A 20,177-nucleotide genomic window follows, 5' to 3' on the forward strand; every position below is an offset into this window, starting at 1 on the left:
GCCAAAATATTGACATAGTAGAGCGTCAAAACAACCCCTATTTGCGAAACAAGAACGTCCAGACCGCTGCTGCCTTACAGGCTGTCGGGTCCATGGAAGTCTACTGAGCGTGGCACCCGGAGAAGTCTTCAATGAGCAGTGTTATTGCCGTTGTCAAAAGCATTGTTGGTCAGGTTTTCGTCGTATCCCCCGAGGGCATTCGGCGTGTACTCATTGAAGGTGATCGCCTGTACACGGGCGACCAGTTGGACACCGGCCCTGCGGGCGCCGTCACGTTGGAATTGGCCGACGGCCGCACGCTCGACCTGGGCCGCGACACCCAGTGGAGCGCCAATGCACCCGACTCTTCCACCGATCTCGCCGCCGCCACTGCCCAGGCCGCGCCGTCGGTAGAAGAACTGCAGCAGGCCATCGCCGCCGGTGCCGACCCGACGACAGCCCTGGAAGCCACCGCTGCCGGCGCCACCGCCGCGGGGACGGGCGGTGCCGCCGGTGGCGGTCACACCTTCGTGGCGCTGGACGCCACCGCTGGCAGCGTCGACCCTACCGTCGGTTTTCCAACGGAAGGCCTGAGCACGGCCGCCGCCACCACCACCGACCTCACTGGCCTGGATACCAACGCCAATGCCAATACCACCGCCAACGCGGTGGTCAACGCGACGATGACCCTGAGCGCCACGCCGACCCTGACAGAGGCTGGTGGTGTGTTGGTCTACACCGCAACCGTGACCCAGGCGCCACAGACCGCCCTGACCGTGACACTGTCCAACGGCTCCGTGATCGTGATTCCAGCGGGCCAGACAACCGGCACCGTCAACGTTCCGCTGGCCCCGAACGACACGGTCTACAACGACCCCACCCAAATCAGCGTGACCGTTACTGGCACCACGGGCGGTACCGGCATCGCCGTGACCCTGCCTACCACGCCAGCCGTGACCCAGATCACCGACACCATCGACACCACTAACGTCACCCTGACCGCAGGCAACACGGTGACTGAAGGCGGCCAGATCACCTACACCGCCACACTGACCAACCCGGCTCAAACTCCAGTGACCGTGACCCTGAGCAATGGCTCGGTCATCACCATCGCTGCGGGCCAGACCGCCGGCACCGTCACCGTCGATACCCCGGCCAACGACGTCTACAACAATGGCAGCACCGTCAGCACCACCATTACCGGTGCCACCGGCGGCAACTTCGAGAACCTGGTGCCAAGCACCACGCCAGCAGTCACGACGATTACCGATTCGGCTGATACCACTGGCCTGACCCTGTCTGCCAGCAACACCATCACCGAAGGCGGCCAGATCACTTACACCGCCACCCTGACCAATCCGGCTCAAGCCCCGGTGACCGTGACCTTGAGCAATGGCTCGGTCATCACCATCGCGGCCGGCCAGACCGCCGGTACCGTCACCGTCGATACGCCGGCTAACGACGTCTACAACAATGGCAGCACTGTCAGCACCACTATTACCGGTGCCACCGGTGGCAATTTCGAAAACCTGGTGCCAAGTACCACGCCAGCAGTCACTACGATTACCGATTCGGCTGATACCACTGGCCTGACCCTCTCCGCCAGCAACACCATCACCGAAGGCGGTCAGATCACTTACACCGCCACACTGACCAACGCCGCTCAAACGCCGGTGACCGTGACCCTGAGCAATGGCTCGGTCATCACCATCGCTGCGGGCCAGACCGCCGGCACCGTCACCGTCGATACCCCGGCCAACGACGTCTACAACAACGGCAGCACCGTCAGCACCACCATTACCGGTGCCACCGGCGGCAACTTCGAGAACCTGGTACCGAGCACCACGCCAGCGGTCACTACGATCACTGATTCGGCTGATACCACCGGCCTGACCCTGTCCGCCAGTAACACCATCACCGAAGGCGGTCAGATCACCTACACCGCCACCTTGACCAACGCCGCTCAAACCCCGGTGACTGTGACCTTGAGCAATGGCTCGGTCATCACCATCGCTGCGGGCCAAACCGCCGGCACCGTCACCGTCGACACCCCGGCCAACGACGTCTACAACAACGGCAGCACCGTCAGCACCACCATTACCGGTGCCACCGGCGGCAACTTCGAGAACCTGGTGCCAAGCACCACGCCAGCAGTCACGACGATTACCGATTCGGCTGATACCACTGGCCTGACCCTGTCTGCCAGCAACACCATCACCGAAGGCGGTCAGATCACCTACACCGCCACCTTGACCAACGCCGCTCAAACCCCGGTGACTGTGACCTTGAGCAATGGCTCGGTCATCACCATCGCTGCGGGCCAGACCGCCGGCACCGTCACCGTCGATACCCCGGCTAACGACGTCTACAACAACGGCAGCACCGTCAGCACCACCATTACCGGTGCCACCGGCGGCAACTTCGAGAACCTGGTGCCAAGCACCACGCCAGCAGTCACGACGATTACCGATTCGGCTGATACCACTGGCCTGACCCTGTCCGCCAACAACACCATCACCGAAGGCGGCCAGATCACCTACACCGCCACCCTGACCAATGCCGCTCAAACGCCGGTGACCGTGACCTTGAGCAATGGCTCGGTCATCACCATCGCGGCGGGCCAGACCGCCGGCACCGTCACCGTCGACACCCCGGCTAACGACGTCTACAACAACGGCAGCACCGTCAGCACCACCATTACCGGTGCCACCGGCGGCAACTTCGAAAACCTGGTACCGAGCACCACGCCAGCGGTCACGACGATTACCGATTCGGCCGATACCACCGGCCTGACCCTGTCCGCCAACAACACCATCACCGAAGGCGGCCAGATCACCTACACCGCCACCCTGACCAATGCCGCTCAAACGCCGGTGACCGTGACCTTGAGCAATGGCTCGGTCATCACCATCGCGGCGGGCCAGACCGCCGGCACCGTCACCGTCGACACCCCGGCTAACGACGTCTACAACAATGGCAGCACCGTCAGCACCACCATTACCGGGGCCACCGGCGGCAACTTCGAGAACCTGGTACCGAGCACCACGCCAGCAGTCACTACGATCACCGATTCGACGGACACTACCGATCTGAGTCTGTCGGCATCCACCGAAGTGGCAGAGGGCGGTCAGATCCTCTACACAGCGACACTGACCAACCCTGCCGGTACCCCAGTCACCGTGACGCTGAGCAACGGCGCCGTGATCAACATCGCGGCCGGTGCAATCACTGGTTCCGTGGCTGTGGACGCGCCAAAAGACGACGTCTACAAGGACGCCGGCAAGGTCGAAGTCAGCATCGATAAAGCCGTTGGCGGTAACTTCGAAAACCTGGTTCCGAACACTGCCCCAGCAGTGACTGATGTCACCGACACCATCGACACCAGCACTGTCTCGCTCACGGCGACGTCGACGGTGGCCGAAGGCGGCACCGTCGTTTACACCGCTTCGGTTAATGCCCCGGTGACTGATGCTCCGCTGGTTGTAACACTGAGCAACGGCCAGACCATCACTATTCCCGTGGGCGCAAGCTCCGCGTCGGTAAACTTCGTTGCGCCAAACGATGCCCTCGCCGGCGGCGACAACTTGAGCGTCAAAATTGACGACGCTCAGGGCGGCAACTACGAAAATCTGGTTGCAGATAAAACGCCAGCTGAAACCTCGGTGACTGACGTACAGGACACCACCGGTCTTAGCCTGAGCGCTACGGGCACCGTTGCCGAAGGTGGCTCGATCGTTTACACCGCGACCCTGACTAATGCAGCCGGCACCCCAGTGACCGTCACGTTGAGCAACGGCGCCGTGATCAACATCGCGGCAGGTGCAACCACCGGCACTGTGACCGTCGACGCGCCGAAAGACGACGTCTACAAAGACGCCGGCAAGGTCGAAGTCAGCATCGACAAAGCCACGGGCGGTAACTTCGAAAATCTCGTGCCGAGCACTACTCCAGCGGTCACTGACGTTACCGATACTATCGATACGTCGACCGTCAGCCTGACCGCCACTTCGACCGTCGCTGAAGGCGGCACTGTCGTTTACACCGCTTCGGTCAACGCCCCGGTCACTGAAGCGCCGCTGGTCGTCACGCTGAGCAACGGTCAAACCATCACCATTCCGGTCGGTGCAAGCTCTGCGTCGGTGAACTTCGTTGCACCGAACGATGCCCTCGCTGGCGGCGACAACTTGAGCGTCAAGATTGACGACGCCCAGGGCGGCAACTACGAAAAACTCGCCATCGACGGTAAAACTGCTGACACCACCGTTACCGACACCCAGGACACCACCGGCCTGACGCTTTCCGCAACCGATACTGTGGCTGAGGGCGGCTCGATCGTTTACACCGCTACTCTGACCAACGCCGCCGGCACCCCAGTAACCGTGACGTTGAGCAACGGTGCGGTCATCAACATCGCCGCCGGTGCAACCACCGGTACCGTCACTGTGGATGCGCCTAAAGACGACGTCTACAAAGACGCCGGCAAGGTCGAAGTCAGCATCGACAAGGCAACGGGTGGCAACTTCGAGAACCTCGTTCCAAGCACTACCCCGGCTGTCACTGACGTTACCGACACCATCGACACCAGCACCGTTTCGCTTACGGCGACTTCGACGGTGGCTGAAGGTGGCACTGTCGTTTACACCGCTTCGGTCAACGCTCCAGTCACTGACGCGCCTCTGGTCGTTACGCTGAGCAACGGTCAAACCATCACCATCCCAGTGGGCGCAAGCTCTGCTTCGGTGAACTTCGTTGCACCGAACGACACGCTCGCTGGCGGCGACAACTTGAGCGTCAAGATCGATGACGCACAGGGCGGTAACTACGAAAAACTCGCCATCGATGGCAAAACTGCTGACACCACCGTTACCGATACTCAAGACACCACCGGTCTGACGCTTTCCGCAACCGACACTGTCGCTGAAGGCGGTTCGATCGTTTACACCGCAACCCTGACCAATGCGGCTGGCACACCAGTGACCGTCACGCTGAGCAACGGTGCAGTGATCAACATCGCCGCTGGTGCAACCACCGGTACCGTCACTGTTGATGCGCCTAAAGACGACGTCTACAAAGACGCCGGAAAAGTTGAAGTCAGCATTGATAAAGCGGTTGGCGGTAACTTCGAGAACTTGGTTCCGAGCACCACCCCGGCTGTGACAGATGTCACCGACACCATCGACACCAGCACCGTTTCGCTTACTGCGACTTCGACGGTGGCCGAAGGTGGCACTGTCGTTTACACCGCTTCGGTTAATGCGCCAGTCACTGACGCGCCTCTGGTCGTTACGCTGAGCAACGGCCAAACCATCACCATTCCGGTCGGCGCAAGCTCTGCTTCGGTGAACTTCGTTGCACCGAACGATGCCCTCGCTGGCGGCGACAACTTGAGCGTCAAGATTGACGATGCCCAGGGCGGTAACTACGAAAAACTCGCCATCGATGGCAAAACCGCTGACACCACGGTTACCGATACTCAAGACACCACCGGCCTTAGCCTGAGCGCTACCGGTAGCGTGGCTGAAGGTGGCTCGATCGTTTACACCGCTACTCTGACCAACGCCGCCGGCACCCCTGTGACCGTCACGTTGAGCAACGGCGCGGTGATCAACATCGCGGCTGGTGCGACCACCGGTACCGTCACTGTCGACGCGCCTAAAGACGACGTCTACAAAGACGCCGGAAAAGTTGAAGTCAGCATTGATAAAGCGGTTGGCGGTAACTTCGAGAACTTGGTTCCGAGCACCACCCCGGCTGTGACTGATGTTACTGACACCATCGACACTTCGACCGTCAGCCTGTCGGCCACCTCGACCGTCGCCGAAGGCGGCACCGTGGTCTACACCGCTTCGGTCAACGCGCCAGTCACTGACGCGCCATTGGTCGTCACCTTGTCGAATGGCCAGACCATCACCATCCCAGTGGGCGCAAGCTCTGCTTCGGTGAACTTCGTTGCACCGAACGACGCGCTCGCTGGCGGCGATAACCTGAGCGTCAAAATTGATGACGCACAGGGCGGCAACTACGAAAAACTCGCCATCGACGGTAAAACTGCTGACACCACCGTTACCGATACTCAAGACACCACCGGCCTTAGCCTGAGCTCTACCGGTACCGTGGCCGAGGGTGGTCAGATCACCTACACCGCGACCCTGACCAACGCGGCCGGTACACCTGTCGACGTGACCCTGAGCAATGGCGCCGTCATTCACATCGACGCCGGCAAAACCACGGGCACCGTCACCGTCGACGCACCGAAGGACGACGTCTACAAAGACGCCGGCAAGGTTGAAGTCAGCATCGACAAGGCAACGGGTGGCAACTTCGAGAACCTCGTTCCAAGCACCACCCCGGCTGTCACGGATGTTACCGACACCATCGACACCAGCACCGTTTCGCTCACGGCGACTTCGACTGTGGCTGAAGGTGGCACTGTCGTTTACACCGCTTCGGTCAATGCTCCGGTCACTGATGCTCCGCTGGTTGTCACACTGAGCAACGGCCAGACCATCACCATTCCCGTGGGCGCAAGCTCTGCGTCGGTGAACTTCGTTGCACCGAACGACGCGCTCGCTGGCGGCGATAACCTGAGCGTCAAGATTGACGACGCACAGGGCGGCAACTACGAAAATCTCGCCATCGACGGTAAAACTGCTGACACCACCGTTACCGACACCCAGGACACTACAGGCCTGACCTTGAGTGCGACGGATTCGGTTGCTGAAGGTGGCTCGATCGTTTACACCGCGACCCTGACCAACGCCGCCGGCACGCCAGTGACCGTCACGCTGAGCAACGGCGCGGTAATCAACATCGCCGCTGGTGCAACCACCGGTACCGTCACTGTCGACGCGCCAAAAGACGACGTCTACAAAGATGCCGGCAAGGTTGAAGTCAGTATCGATAAAGCGGTTGGCGGTAACTTCGAAAACCTGGTTCCGAGCACCGCTCCAGCGGTGACAGATGTCACCGACACCATCGACACCAGCACTGTTTCGCTCACGGCGACTTCGACCGTGGCCGAAGGTGGCACTGTCGTTTACACCGCTTCGGTTAATGCGCCAGTCACTGACGCGCCTCTGGTCGTTACGCTGAGCAACGGCCAAACCATCACGATCCCGGTCGGCGCAAGCTCCGCTTCGGTGAACTTCGTTGCACCGAATGATGCACTCGCTGGCGGCGATAACCTGAGCGTCAAGATTGACGACGCCCAGGGCGGCAACTACGAAAAACTCGCCATCGATGGCAAAACCGCTGACACCACGGTTACCGATACTCAAGACACCACCGGTCTGACCTTGAGCGCGACTGATTCGGTTGCTGAAGGTGGTTCAATCGTCTACACCGCAACCCTGACTAATGCTGCAGGCTCGCCAGTCACTGTGACGTTGAGCAATGGCGCCGTGATCAACATCGCGGCTGGTGCGACCACTGGCACTGTGACCGTCGACGCGCCGAAAGACGACGTCTACAAGGACGCCGGCAAGGTTGAAGTCAGTATCGATAAAGCCGCTGGCGGCAACTTCGAAAACCTGGTTCCGAGCACTGCCCCAGCCGTGACTGACGTTACCGATACCATCGATACGTCGACCGTCAGCCTGACGGCCACCTCGACCGTTGCTGAAGGCGGCACCGTGGTCTACACCGCTTCGGTTAATGCGCCAGTCACTGACGCGCCTCTGGTCGTTACGCTGAGCAACGGCCAAACCATCACTATTCCGGTCGGCGCAAGCTCTGCGTCGGTGAACTTCGTTGCACCGAACGATGCCCTCGCTGGCGGCAACCACCTGAGCGTCAAGATCGATGACGCACAGGGCGGCAACTACGAAAAACTCGCCATCGATGGCAAAACCGCTGACACCACCGTTACCGATACCCAGGACACTACCGGCCTGACCTTGAGTGCGACGGATTCGGTTGCTGAAGGTGGCTCGATCGTTTACACCGCGACCCTGACCAACGCCGCCGGCACGCCAGTGACCGTCACGCTGAGCAACGGCGCGGTAATCAACATCGCCGCTGGTGCAACCACCGGTACCGTCACTGTCGACGCGCCAAAAGACGACGTCTACAAAGATGCTGGCAAGGTTGAAGTCAGTATCGATAAAGCCACGGGCGGTAACTTCGAAAATCTCGTGCCGAGCACTACTCCAGCGGTCACTGACGTTACCGATACTATCGATACGTCGACCGTCAGCCTGACCGCCACTTCGACCGTCGCTGAAGGCGGCACTGTCGTTTACACCGCTTCGGTCAACGCCCCGGTCACTGAAGCGCCGCTGGTCGTCACGCTGAGCAACGGTCAAACCATCACCATTCCGGTCGGTGCAAGCTCTGCGTCGGTGAACTTCGTTGCACCGAACGATGCCCTCGCTGGCGGCGACAACTTGAGCGTCAAGATTGACGACGCCCAGGGCGGCAACTACGAAAAACTCGCCATCGACGGTAAAACTGCTGACACCACCGTTACCGACACCCAGGACACCACCGGCCTGACGCTTTCCGCAACTGACACAGTGGCTGAAGGTGGCTCGATCGTTTACACCGCAACCCTGACCAACGCCGCCGGCACCCCAGTGACCGTGACGCTGAGCAATGGCGCCGTGATCAACATCGCCGCAGGTGCAACCACCGGCACTGTGACCGTCGACGCGCCGAAAGATGACGTCTACAAAGACGCCGGCAAAGTTGAAGTCAGCATCGATAAAGCCGTTGGCGGTAACTTCGAAAACCTGGTGCCGAGCACTACTCCGGCTGTCACGGACGTTACCGACACCATCGACACCAGTACCGTTTCGCTTACTGCGACTTCGACCGTGGCCGAAGGCGGTACCGTGGTCTACACCGCCTCGGTCAACGCGCCAGTCACTGAAGCGCCGCTGGTCGTCACGCTGAGCAACGGCCAGACCATCACCATCCCAATGGGCGCAAGCTCTGCTTCGGTGAACTTCGTTGCACCGAACGACGCGCTCGCTGGCGGCGATAACCTGAGCGTCAAAATTGATGACGCACAGGGCGGCAACTACGAAAAACTCGCCATCGACGGTAAAACTGCTGACACCACCGTTACCGATACCCAGGACACTACAGGCCTGACCTTGAGTGCGACTGATTCGGTCGCTGAAGGCGGCTCGATCGTTTACACCGCAACCCTGACCAACGCCGCCGGCACGCCAGTGACTGTGACGTTGAGCAACGGTGCAGTGATCAACATCGCCGCTGGTGCAACCACCGGCACCGTCACCGTCGACGCGCCGAAAGACGACGTCTACAAAGACGCGGGCAAGGTTGAAGTCAGTATCGATAAAGCCACGGGCGGTAACTTCGAAAACCTGGTGCCGAGCACCACTCCGGCTGTCACGGACGTTACCGACACCATCGACACTTCGACCGTCAGCCTGTCGGCCACCTCGACCGTCGCCGAAGGCGGCACCGTTGTCTACACCGCCTCGGTCAACGCTCCAGTCACTGACGCGCCATTGGTCGTCACACTGAGCAACGGCCAAACCATCACCATTCCGGTCGGCGCAAGCTCTGCGTCGGTGAACTTCGTTGCGCCAAACGACGCCCTCGCCGGCGGCAATCACCTGAGCGTCAAGATTGATGACGCACAGGGCGGCAACTACGAAAAACTCGCCATCGATGGCAAAACCGCTGACACCACGGTTACCGATACTCAAGACACCACCGGCCTTAGCCTGAGCGCTACCGGTAGCGTGGCCGAGGGTGGTCAGATCACCTACACCGCGACCCTGACCAACGCGGCCGGTACACCTGTCGACGTGACCCTGAGCAATGGCGCCGTCATCCACATCGACGCCGGCAAAACCACGGGCACCGTCACTGTCGACGCGCCTAAAGACGACGTCTACAAAGACGCCGGCAAGGTTGAAGTCAGTATCGATAAAGCCACGGGCGGTAACTTCGAAAACCTGGTTCCGAGCACCACTCCGGCTGTCACTGACGTTACCGACACCATCGACACATCGACCGTCAGCCTGTCCGCCACTTCGACCGTCGCCGAAGGCGGCACCGTGGTCTACACCGCCTCGGTCAACGCCCCGGTCACCAACGCTCCGCTGGTCGTCACGCTGAGCAACGGCCAGACCATCACCATCCCCGTGGGCGCAAGCTCCGCGTCGGTGAACTTCGTTGCACCAAACGACGCCCTTGCCGGCGGCAACCACCTGAGCGTCAAGATTGATAACGCCCAGGGCGGCAACTACGAAAAACTCGCCATCGATGGCAAAACCGCTGACACCACGGTTACGGACACCCAGGACACCACCGGCCTTAGCCTGAGCGCTACCGGTAGCGTGGCCGAGGGTGGTCAGATCACCTACACCGCGACCCTGACCAACGCGGCCGGTACACCTGTCGACGTTACCCTGAGCAATGGCGCCGTCATTCACATCGACGCCGGCAAAACCACGGGCACCGTCACTGTCGACGCACCAAAAGATGACGTCTACAAGGACGCCGGCAAGGTCGAAGTCAGCATCGACAAGGCCACGGGTGGCAACTTCGAGCACCTGGTGCCAAGTACCACTCCAGCTGTGACCAATGTCACCGACACCATCGACACCAGTACTGTCAGCATCAGCGGCAGCACGTCGGTCACCGAAGGCCAGACCGCTACGTACACCGTCAGCCTGACGAACCCGGCGCAAACCGAGGTGACGCTCAAGATCGTCTACAGCGGCACCGCCGCCGACGGCTCGGACTTCACCGGCGTCTACACCGTGAAGATCCCGGCCAACGGCACCAGCGCCACCTTCAACGTGGCCACGCTGGACGACAAGATCACCGAAGGCACGGAAAACTTCGTGGTCAAGATCGACTCGGCCACCGGCGGCAACTTCGAGAACCTGGCAATCAGCGGCACCAATGGCAGCGTCAGCACCTCGATCATCGACAACGATGCGCCACCGGTACTCGACCTGGATGCCAACAACTCCAGCGGCAAGACCGGCGCTGACTATCAGGTGACCTTCACCGAAGGCACCCCTGGCCAGGGCGTATCGATTGGCGACACTGACCTGAAAATCACCGACCCGGACAGCACCATGCTGACCGGCGCCACCATCGTGCTGACCAACCGTCAGCCCGGCGATGCGCTGAACCTGGGCAACAGCGTCAATGGCATCAGCATCAACGCCAACAGCACCAACGGTACGGTCACGCTGACCCTGTCAGGCAACGCGACGCTCGCCGACTACATGCAGCAGATCAAGAACATCAGCTTCACCAACAGCAGCGATGACCCAAGCACTGTCCCGCGCATCATCACCGTGACCGTGACCGACGGCACCAGTTACTCCAACACCGCCACCACCACCGTGAACGTGGTCGGGGTCAACGATGCACCGGTGGCCACCGGCGGTGCGGTGACCGGTACCGAGGACACTTCGCTGGTCCTCGGCTGGTCGACCTTCGGCGTCAGCGACCTGGACAGCCCGGCAGCCAGCCTGGGCGTGAAAATCACCGGCCTGCCCAGCGACGGCAAGTTGCAGTACCTCGATGGCGCAACCTGGAAGGACGTGGCCAACAACCAGACCTTCACCAAGGCCGACATCGATGCCGGCAAGCTGCGCTTCACGCCGGATGCCAACGAATCCGGTGCCAACGGCAACCCGGCCGGCGTGGGCGATCAAAAGGCCGATTACGCACAGATCAGCTTCCAGCCCACCGACGGCCAGGCGCTGGGCACTACCGGCACCGTGAAGATCGACATCACACCCGTTGCCGACGCCCCGACCCTCAGCGTGGCCGGCAACAGCGTGACCTCCACCGGCCTGATCAAGGAAGTCTGGACCGGCCTGTCTGGCCTGGGCACCGATGGCAGCGGCGCGCCGTCCGGCACCCTCAAGTCGGTGATCGATGCTGCCGGCACGCCGAACAGCAGCAGCACCGTGACCAACGTGCAGTCCGATAGCAACGTGAACCCTGGCACGGCGTCGAAAACTTCCGGTCTGATTTACCTCGAAGCCGGCAAGACCTACACCTTCAGCGGCACCGGCGATGACAGCCTGTTGGTGACCGTCGGCGGCAAGGACGTGGCGGCGATTACCTGGGGCGCGGGCGGCAAGCTGAACGGCTCGTTCACGCCGACCACCAGCGGCTACTACACCCTGGACATCTACCACCACAACCAGACCGGTCCGGGCAGCTATGACGTGAACCTGTCGGTCAACGGCGGCACGGCGGTCGACCTGAGCAGTGCTGGCGTACCGCTGTACACCGGCGTGGCTGACCTGGCGAATGCGGGCGTGACGGTCTCCGACCTGCACGGCAGCAATGGCGAGGGTTACTACGACGGCTACAAGCTCAACGAAGGCGCCGAAGGCTCCAGCGTGCACCTGTCGAAGATCACCACCGCCCTGACCGACACCGACGGCTCCGAAAGCCTGAGCGTGAAAGTCGGCGGTATCCCTGAAGGCAGCGTGCTGACCGATGGCGCGGGCCACACCGCGACCGTGGGCAGCAGCGGCGAAGCCTCGATCACCGGCTGGAACCTGGGCAGCCTGACCTTGACGCCACCGGCGTACTACAACGGCAAGTTCAACGTGACCGTGACGTCGACGGCAACCGAGGCCCTGGGAGGCTCGGCGGTCACCACGGCCCAGATCCCGGTTACCGTGTACCCGGCCGTCTACAACGCCACCACCGCGACCTCCGCCAGTGACAACGTCGTCGGCACCGACGCCAACGACATCATTGTCGCCGACATCGGCGGCCTGACCGTGGTACCGGGCGTCAACTACAACATCGCCTTCATGGTCGACAGCTCCGGCAGCATGAGTTCCTCGTCCATCACCGCGGCCAAGGATTCGCTGACGTCGGTGTTCAACACCCTCAAGCAAAGCCTGGGCAGCAACTCCGGCACGGTGAACATCTTCCTGGCCGACTTCGACGCCCAGGTGAACAAGACCGTTTCGGTGAACCTCAACGACCCGAATGCCCTGACACTGCTCAAGGGCGTGCTGAACTCCATGGTTTCCGGCGGCGGCACCAACTACGAGGACGTGTTCAAGACCACGGCCAACTGGTTCAAGAGTACCGAGGCCATGGCCAACACCGGCGCGAAGAACCTGACGTACTTCATCACCGACGGCCAGCCGACGTTCTACCAGGCCGGCGAGCAGACGAACCCGACCCTGTATGGCGATGTGAAGCTGGACAGCCTCATCACCACCAACAACTACAAGCTTGGGCAAACCTTCAGCGCCGATCTGGACAGCAAGCACCGCGTGCAGGTCGATAGCAGCGGCAACGTCACGCTGCAGACCTGGCAGAAGTCGTGGGGCGGCTACTGGAGCAGCGAGGAACTGGGCACCCTGCATGCCCAAGGGGACGGCACCTATGAACTGTCCTACCTCAGCGGCACCGGCAACAGCACCGACTCGGCCACCAGCAGCAACTCCCTGAGTGCCTTTGCGCTGCTCAGCTCGGTGTCCGGCGTGGAAGCCATCGGCCTGAACCAGGGCGTGACCCTGGCCGACCTCAAGCCCTACGACTCGGACCAGACGCCGCAGACCAACATCGACCCGAAAAACCTGGCCAACTCGATCATCGGCCACACCGAAGCGACCATGCCGGGGGCCGACACCGTCAATGGCGGCGATGGCCACGACATCCTGTTCGGCGACCTGGTGAGCTTCAACGGCATTGCCGGCGAGGGTTACCAGGCCATCCAGGCGTTCGTTGCCCAGCAGAACGGCGTGGACGTCAGTAAAGTCACCACCAGCAACGTGCACCAGTACATCACCGAACACTACACCGCGTTCGATGTCTCGGGTGCCCACGATGGCAATGACACCCTGCTCGGCGGCGCAGGCAACGACATCATCTTCGGCCAGGGCGGCAACGACCTGCTCGACGGTGGCAAGGGCAACGACATCCTGCTCGGTGGCACCGGCAACGACACGCTGATTGGCGGCCAGGGCAATGACACCCTGATCGGTGGCTTGGGCGGCGATACCTTTGTCTGGAAGTCCGGTGACACCGGGACTGACGTGATCAAGGACTTCAAGGCCGCTGAAGGTGACCGGATCGACCTGCGGGATCTGTTGCAAGGCGAAAGCGGCAGCACCATCGACCACTTCCTGAAAATCAGCACGGTCGATGGGGTGTCGTCGCTGCAAGTGAGCAGCTCCGGCCAGTTCAACACCGGCAACGCCGCGGCGACGCCTGACGTAACGATCAAGCTGGAAGGCAACAACTGGTCGAGCGTCAACCTGAACTCGTTGATCGCCGGCAGCGACCCGACCATCAAGATCGATCACAACAACAGCTGAACCTGACACAAACCGGTGGCGAGGGAGCAAGCTCCCTCGCCACAATAAGTGTTCATACTCCCGCAGAGTTGGCCTATGCTGCCCAGCATGACGCCGCTTCATACATGAGGGATGCCCGATGTTTTATGTGCAACGCGATGCACAAGGCTTGCTGGTGCGCGTAGAAGCCATCGCCTATGCCGAAGCCACCGAAACCCTGCCGGCCGACAACCACGAGATCCAGGACTGGTTTGCCAACCAGGCGGTGGAAAACAGCCTCAAGCAGCTCAAGCAGAGCGACCTGGAGATGATCCGGGTACTCGACGACTTGATCCAGGTGCTGACCAGCAAAGGCGTCATCCGCGTCACCGACCTGCCACCGGCGGCCCAGGCCAAACTGATGGACCGCAACCAGGCACGGGTGGCATTGGGAGGGTTGAGCCGGTTGATCGATGATGATGAGAAGGGGTTGATCTAGCCCTGACTCTCAGGCTGACGCTACAGAGGCAGTACACAGCCTCTGTAGCGAGGGAGCTTGCTCCCGCTGGCCTGCGAAGCAGGCCCCGGCATATCTCCAGGCAGACCGCACTGTCCGCTCTTGCGACTGCTGCGCAGCCGAGCGGGAGCAAGCTCCCTCGCCACGGTCCTTGGGGTGTGTCTGATCCGACGAAGGCGGTTCTCAATCCACCACAGACCTGTCAGCTCGGCGCTTGCGCTTCCAGCCGATCCATCGCCCGCTCCACCAACAAATGCACCCCATCGGCCATTCGGCTGATCGCCAGGATCACGCTGCGGCGTGAGCCGTCGACGTCGTCAGCCAGGTCGGCGGCGATGGCGCTGATGGACAGCAAGTCTTCGGAGGCGTTGGCCAGGAGGGTTTCGGTGTCGATGTCTGGGGAGACCATGAAGAGCTGGGCGGTTGAGGGTTTTCCCGAGGCTTCATCAGTAGGTTTGGGATTGAGGTAGTAGTCGAGGGCACGCTCGGCGGCTTCGTCGAGTTTTTTGGATTTCGAGGATTTGTCGGAGGGGTTGCCAGAGGTGCCTGGCGGGTTTGGAGTAATTTTGTACATATTGTGTAGCTCCATCTGTAGTAGTGGAACCGACACCCTTTCGCTTGCACGCAAATAGAGGTGGCAGTTGTACGCAGGTGTGCAAGACCGGGCAGACGGAACCCCGGCAGACTTCCCCTCGCGAAGAAATCTCCCACGCACAACCGCCATAAAGCGCTTGTGCGTCGTCTTTTAACCGGCTTGCACGCCAGTGTCACCGTTTTTTCAGTGACAAACCCAGACTAGCCACGAGTCCGGTACCGGACAAGTTCACCAAATTCGCTACACCTTGAAGGAAATCTCCTAGGACTTGCTGGCTTTATGCACCTTCAAGAGCTGGATTGCCTGGGCCGCCGCCTTCGCGGGCAAGCCCGCTCCCACAATGGATCGGCGTACACCCGAGAGAGACAAGTCGGCCGTAAAACCGCCTCGCTTTGGCTTTGGCTTTGGCTTTGGCTTTGGCTTTGGCTTTGGCTTTGGCTTTGGCTTTTGATCTTGAGGCCCCGTTAACCACGCTGGCCGAACGCAGGCATTGCGCAGTGGGCACCTCGGCATGGATGCCGAGGTAGCCGCGCTGGGCCATGGATGGCCCTTCGCGGCGGGCCCACGGAGCAATGCCGGAGTGAGGGAACACCTCGCCCAAGCGAGGTGCCGAGTGGTGGGGCAAGCCTTTTTTGCTTACTTTTTTTGGCGCCTGAAAAAAAGTGAGCCGCCGTAAGGGCGGAACCATAAGCCGCCGTTACCGCAGCAACGGATATGTACTCAATTCCCCCAACGCCCAGGCTCCCCAACCAACCGCCCCTGCACCCCAAACAACCCCATCTCCCGAATCACCGCCAACTCCCCCTCGGTCTCCACCCGCTCGGCAATCAACGGCAAGTCGATACTGTGGGCAGCACGCTGGATCGCCTCGATGAACAGGCGCTTGTCACTCTCCTGGTCGATGGCGCGAATGTAGCCGCCATCGATTTTCAGATAAGCCAACCCCAACCGCGACAGGTTACCGATCATGCTGAACCGCCCACCAAAGCGCTGCAGGCTCAACGAGAACCCCAGCTCGCGCAGTTGCCGAGTCAGTTGCTCCAGCACCGCTTGCTCAGGCAACTGTTCCTCGCCGATCTCCAGGGTCAGGCGCGGCCCGAAGTTGGAGTGGGCCCGCAGGATCTCGAAGACCTTGTTCAACGCCTGTGGGTCGCCCAGGGTGGCGGAAGAGAGGTTCAGCGCCAGGGATTGATCGTGCCCGGCCATTTGCCTGAGCACCTGTTCGAGCATCAGGCGGTCCAGCCGCGCCGTCCAGCCGAAACGCTCCAGCCAGGGCAGGAAACGCCCGGCGGGAATGGTCTGGCCTTGCTCGTCGAGCAGCCGCGACAAGACCTTGTAATGCAGCACCATGGCGGTGTCCTGGGCTGCTACCACCGGTTGGAAGTACAACTCGAAACGCTGCTGGTTCAGGGCCTGGTCGAGCAACGTATGCCAGGCATGGTGATCGTCGGCCACACGCTTGACCGCACTGTGGTCCAGGCAGGCCCAGCTCGGTTCGCCTTGGCTTTCGGCCTGGGCCAGGGCCTGGTCGCCGAGCTGGAGCACTGCTTGCGGTGAGTCGCCATGGACGAAAGGCGCCAGGCCGATGGAAGCCACCGACGCCACGTCGGTCGCGCCGGTGGCATGCAGGCTGGCCAGCGCGTTTTCAAGGTTCTGTGCCAGTTGCAGCGCTTCCTCACGCACCAGGCCCGGCGCCAACACAGCAAATTCGCCACCCCGAATACGCGTCACCAGGTTCTGGGTTTCCGGGTAGCGCGCGCTTTCACGCAGCAACTGCTCGCCCACCGCCTTAAGCAATTGGTCCGTGCGCTGGCCGCCCAAGCGCTGGTTCAAACCGGCCAGGTCCTTGACCCGCAACAGCAACAGGTAACCGGAGCTGGCCTGCTCCGGGTTGCTCACCCGGGCGTTGAGCTGCATTTCGAAATAGCGCCGGTTAGCCAGCCCCGTGAGGTTGTCCTGATAAGACTCCACGCGCAGTTTCTCGCTGCGCTCGGCCTGCTCCTGGAACAGCGCCTTGAGCTTCTCGACCATCTGGTTCATCGCCTGGACCACGCGACGCAGCTCAGGGGTGCGCGGCAGCTCCGGCAAGCTGAGGAACTCGCGCCGGGCGATGGCGTGGGACTGGTGCACCATGTAATCCAACGGTTTGAGCTGACGCCGCAGCAGCAAGGCCCCCAGCACCGCGCTGACAGCGCCGCACAACAGCAACCACCCCAGGCTGCCCAGCGCGCTCTGCCACAGCTTGGCGAGGGCGAACATCGGGTGGCTGACCACTTCGACCCGCGCCGCCTGCTCCCAGCCGCGACTGACGATCGCATCGCCACCGGCCGGCTCCAGGCCGATGAGTTTGACGAACCACTGCGGCACGCTGCCGGCGTCCGGCGTGCCGGTGCGCTCGACCAGGGTCTTGTCGGTGGCCACGTCGACCACCCGGATGCTGGCGTAGTAGCCGCTGTCGAAGATCGAGCTGACCATCAACTCCACCATCGCCGGATCGTCGATGTTCGGTGTCAGCGACAGCGCCAACGCCGTGGCCGCATCCTGGGCATGGGAGCGCAACTGGTTGACGTACTGGGTCCGCGAGCTCTCGAGGCTGACCATGAAGCTGCCGCTGAAGGCAACCACCAGGAACAGACAGATAGCGATCAACAGCTGTTTGAACAAGGACATCTGAGCGCGCGCTCCTAGTTAGTCGTCTCGACCGGAAAACCTTCGGCCTGCATTTTTTTCAACACATCCTGCCACCGTGACAGGCGCTTGGTATCACCCACTTTCTTGTTGCCCTTGGCGCCCGGCAGCCACAACCCTTCGGCATTGAAAGAGTAGACCGGCAGCAGGTCGGTTCGCTGGCTGGCCGGCAGGATGCCGTCGACCAGGCTGTCGAGCACCAGCGGCATCGCCTCGGGCGTGGCGTAGTAGGTCAGCACCATGTGCGCACGGTTCTGCCGCAACGCCTTGACGTAGGTGATGCGCAACTTGTCACTGGAGACCCCGAGATGGCGCAGGCTGAAGTACTTGGCGATGGCATAGTCCTCGCAATCGCCGGCTCCTTTCCACAGGGCCTGGATCGGGGTTTCCCAGTAGTCCACCTCGTGCCACAGGTCGATGTCTTCCACGTAGCGCACCTGTTTGTTGAAGAACAGGTTCACCACCTTGAGTTGTTCCAGCTCGGGAATCTGTTTCTGGGTCGCCAGCAATTGCTGCCAGGCATCGATTCGCTGTTGCCCCTGCCCCAGGGGCCCGTAGAGCGCCTGGGCCCGTCGGCTGATCTGCGCGAAGTCCCAGTCGGCCTGCAGGCCGCCCAGCATGAGGCCGGCCAGCAACACTGCCGAACACAACCAACGCAAGGGCCTGGGAACAGGGAAAGGTGCAGCCAAGGGAAATACGTCCGAAAAGGGCCGTTGGAAATCGTTGGATGGTGAAGCCTGGCCCGGCAAAAGACAATGGCAGGATGCAATCACTCCAAGCAGACTAAACTGTAGTTCAGGATCCGACACCACAAGTCTTTGACGGCCCGTAAAGCTGTTACTAATGTTCGCCTGGATCCATTTTCAACTACTCGTCAGGATGCGTTGTCGTGACCCAGAAGCCCAGACCGCTCAGCACCATCCAGGTCAACGGACCCATTCCCGCTGACCGGGCACGTTCGATCATCGAAGAATCCCTGCGCGAAGCCATTCTCGACGGGCGCCTGCCCAGTGGCACGGCCCTGCGCCAACAGGAATTGGCCGATCTGTTCGGCGTGAGCCGCATGCCGGTGCGCGAGGCGCTGCGCCAGCTCGAAGCGCAATCACTGCTCAACGTGGTCCAGCACAAGGGCGCGGTGGTGGCGCCACTGATCACCAACAACGCGGTCGAGACCTACGCCCTGCGCTCGGTCCTGGAGTCCTTCGCCTTGCGCCTGTCCATTCCGTTGCTGGACGCCGACGACCTGGCGCACGCCGCCCAGTATATCGAGCAGTTGGAAGCGCAAACCGACCATGCCCAGATCGGCAAGCTCAACCGGCTGTTTCACATGTCGCTTTACCACAAGGCGCCCAACGCCAAGCTGCTGGACCTGATCGAACGCGAACTCAACGAAGAAGAGCGCTTCCTGCGTTTTCATCTATCGTCCATGGGCCTGGGCAAGCTGACCCAGGACGACCATCGCGCCCTGCTGGAAGCCGCGACGACCAGAGACATCGATAAGGCCGTTGCCCTGCTGGAACACCACCTGGAAAAAGCCTCGGTCACCATACGCCGATACCTGGAACAAACGTCGAAACGCTGACCTCGCGCCGGCGTCCGGGCCGGCGTATCAATTTCTTACATATCCTGCCTACCCAGCGAATTACCTGCCTGGCGCGGCGCGGCCGTGGCCGCGACGCTCCGCCCCATAAGCCCAATGGCACTGCCATCGATTTGGGCCCACTCTTGCGCTTGTCGATTGAAAAAACAGACCTGTCGCAGTCAGTGCCTGGCTGAAACCAGGCGAATCGAAGCCCACACGCAAGGAGCGTCGTCCAACCGGCGGGATGATCGGATGTCCGACCGACGTCTCTCCCCTAAACATAAGACTTCTTAACTTCCCGATCCCTGAAGTGCTCCGAGTGAGGCATTCACTCGACTGATTCGATTCTGATCCTTATCCATCGGAAGGAGCTTCTTCGCCTCAATAAAACTTACTCCAGAAGTTTTAATAACTTCCTTCGCGCCCAATAAATACCCAACTTTAAATAATTAAAAAATAACTTGCCGCCCGCTTGATACGTGTATTAGTTTTTTATTCGCCGGATTGTTACCGGCTGTTTAAAGAGCGCAACAACGCCTGAACACAGGCACCGTAGACTCGCAA

The 20,177-nt window shown here is 61.2% G+C and carries 6 protein-coding genes; 3 read left to right on the forward strand and 3 right to left on the reverse strand.

The window, feature by feature from the left end; all coding sequences use genetic code 11:
- The first annotated feature begins 131 nt into the window (after window positions 1-131).
- Together AD664_RS19925 and AD664_RS19930 are read left to right on the forward strand one after the other, a co-directional pair.
- Window positions 132-14,273 (forward strand): retention module-containing protein, encoded by a 14,142-nt coding sequence (locus tag AD664_RS19925; RefSeq protein ID WP_053148955.1) that lies wholly within the window; start codon window positions 132-134, stop codon window positions 14,271-14,273.
- A 118-nt stretch (window positions 14,274-14,391) separates the two neighbouring features.
- Window positions 14,392-14,730, forward strand: coding sequence for a hypothetical protein (locus tag AD664_RS19930; protein ID WP_042730632.1), 339 nt, complete (start codon window positions 14,392-14,394; stop codon window positions 14,728-14,730).
- 220 nt (window positions 14,731-14,950) lie between these two features.
- Here the strand turns inward: AD664_RS19930 and AD664_RS19935 are convergent, their stop codons facing one another.
- The 3 genes from AD664_RS19935 to lapG all read right to left on the reverse strand — a co-directional run bounded on the left by AD664_RS19935 (window position 14,951) and on the right by lapG (window position 18,651).
- Window positions 14,951-15,322, reverse strand: a complete 372-nt coding sequence (locus tag AD664_RS19935; RefSeq protein ID WP_053148958.1) for a DUF6124 family protein — start codon at window positions 15,320-15,322, stop codon at window positions 14,951-14,953.
- Window positions 15,323-16,063: 741 nt separating this feature from the next.
- A complete protein-coding gene (lapD, locus tag AD664_RS19940; RefSeq protein ID WP_053148960.1) occupies window positions 16,064-18,013 on the reverse strand; it encodes a cyclic di-GMP receptor LapD in 1,950 nt (649 codons plus the stop codon).
- A gap of 14 nt (window positions 18,014-18,027) precedes the next feature.
- Window positions 18,028-18,651: a cysteine protease LapG gene (gene lapG, locus AD664_RS19945; RefSeq protein ID WP_371260973.1), complete on the reverse strand. Its 624-nt coding sequence runs from the start codon at window positions 18,649-18,651 to the stop codon at window positions 18,028-18,030.
- A gap of 269 nt (window positions 18,652-18,920) precedes the next feature.
- Between lapG and AD664_RS19950 the strand changes: the two genes are divergently transcribed.
- Entirely contained in the window at window positions 18,921-19,613 is a 693-nt protein-coding gene (locus tag AD664_RS19950; RefSeq protein WP_053148963.1) for a GntR family transcriptional regulator, read from the forward strand.
- The last annotated feature ends 564 nt before the right edge of the window (window positions 19,614-20,177 follow it).

It is taken from the genome of Pseudomonas sp. P97.38 (assembly GCF_001269745.1).
GTDB lineage: Bacteria > Pseudomonadota > Gammaproteobacteria > Pseudomonadales > Pseudomonadaceae > Aquipseudomonas > Aquipseudomonas chlororaphis_E.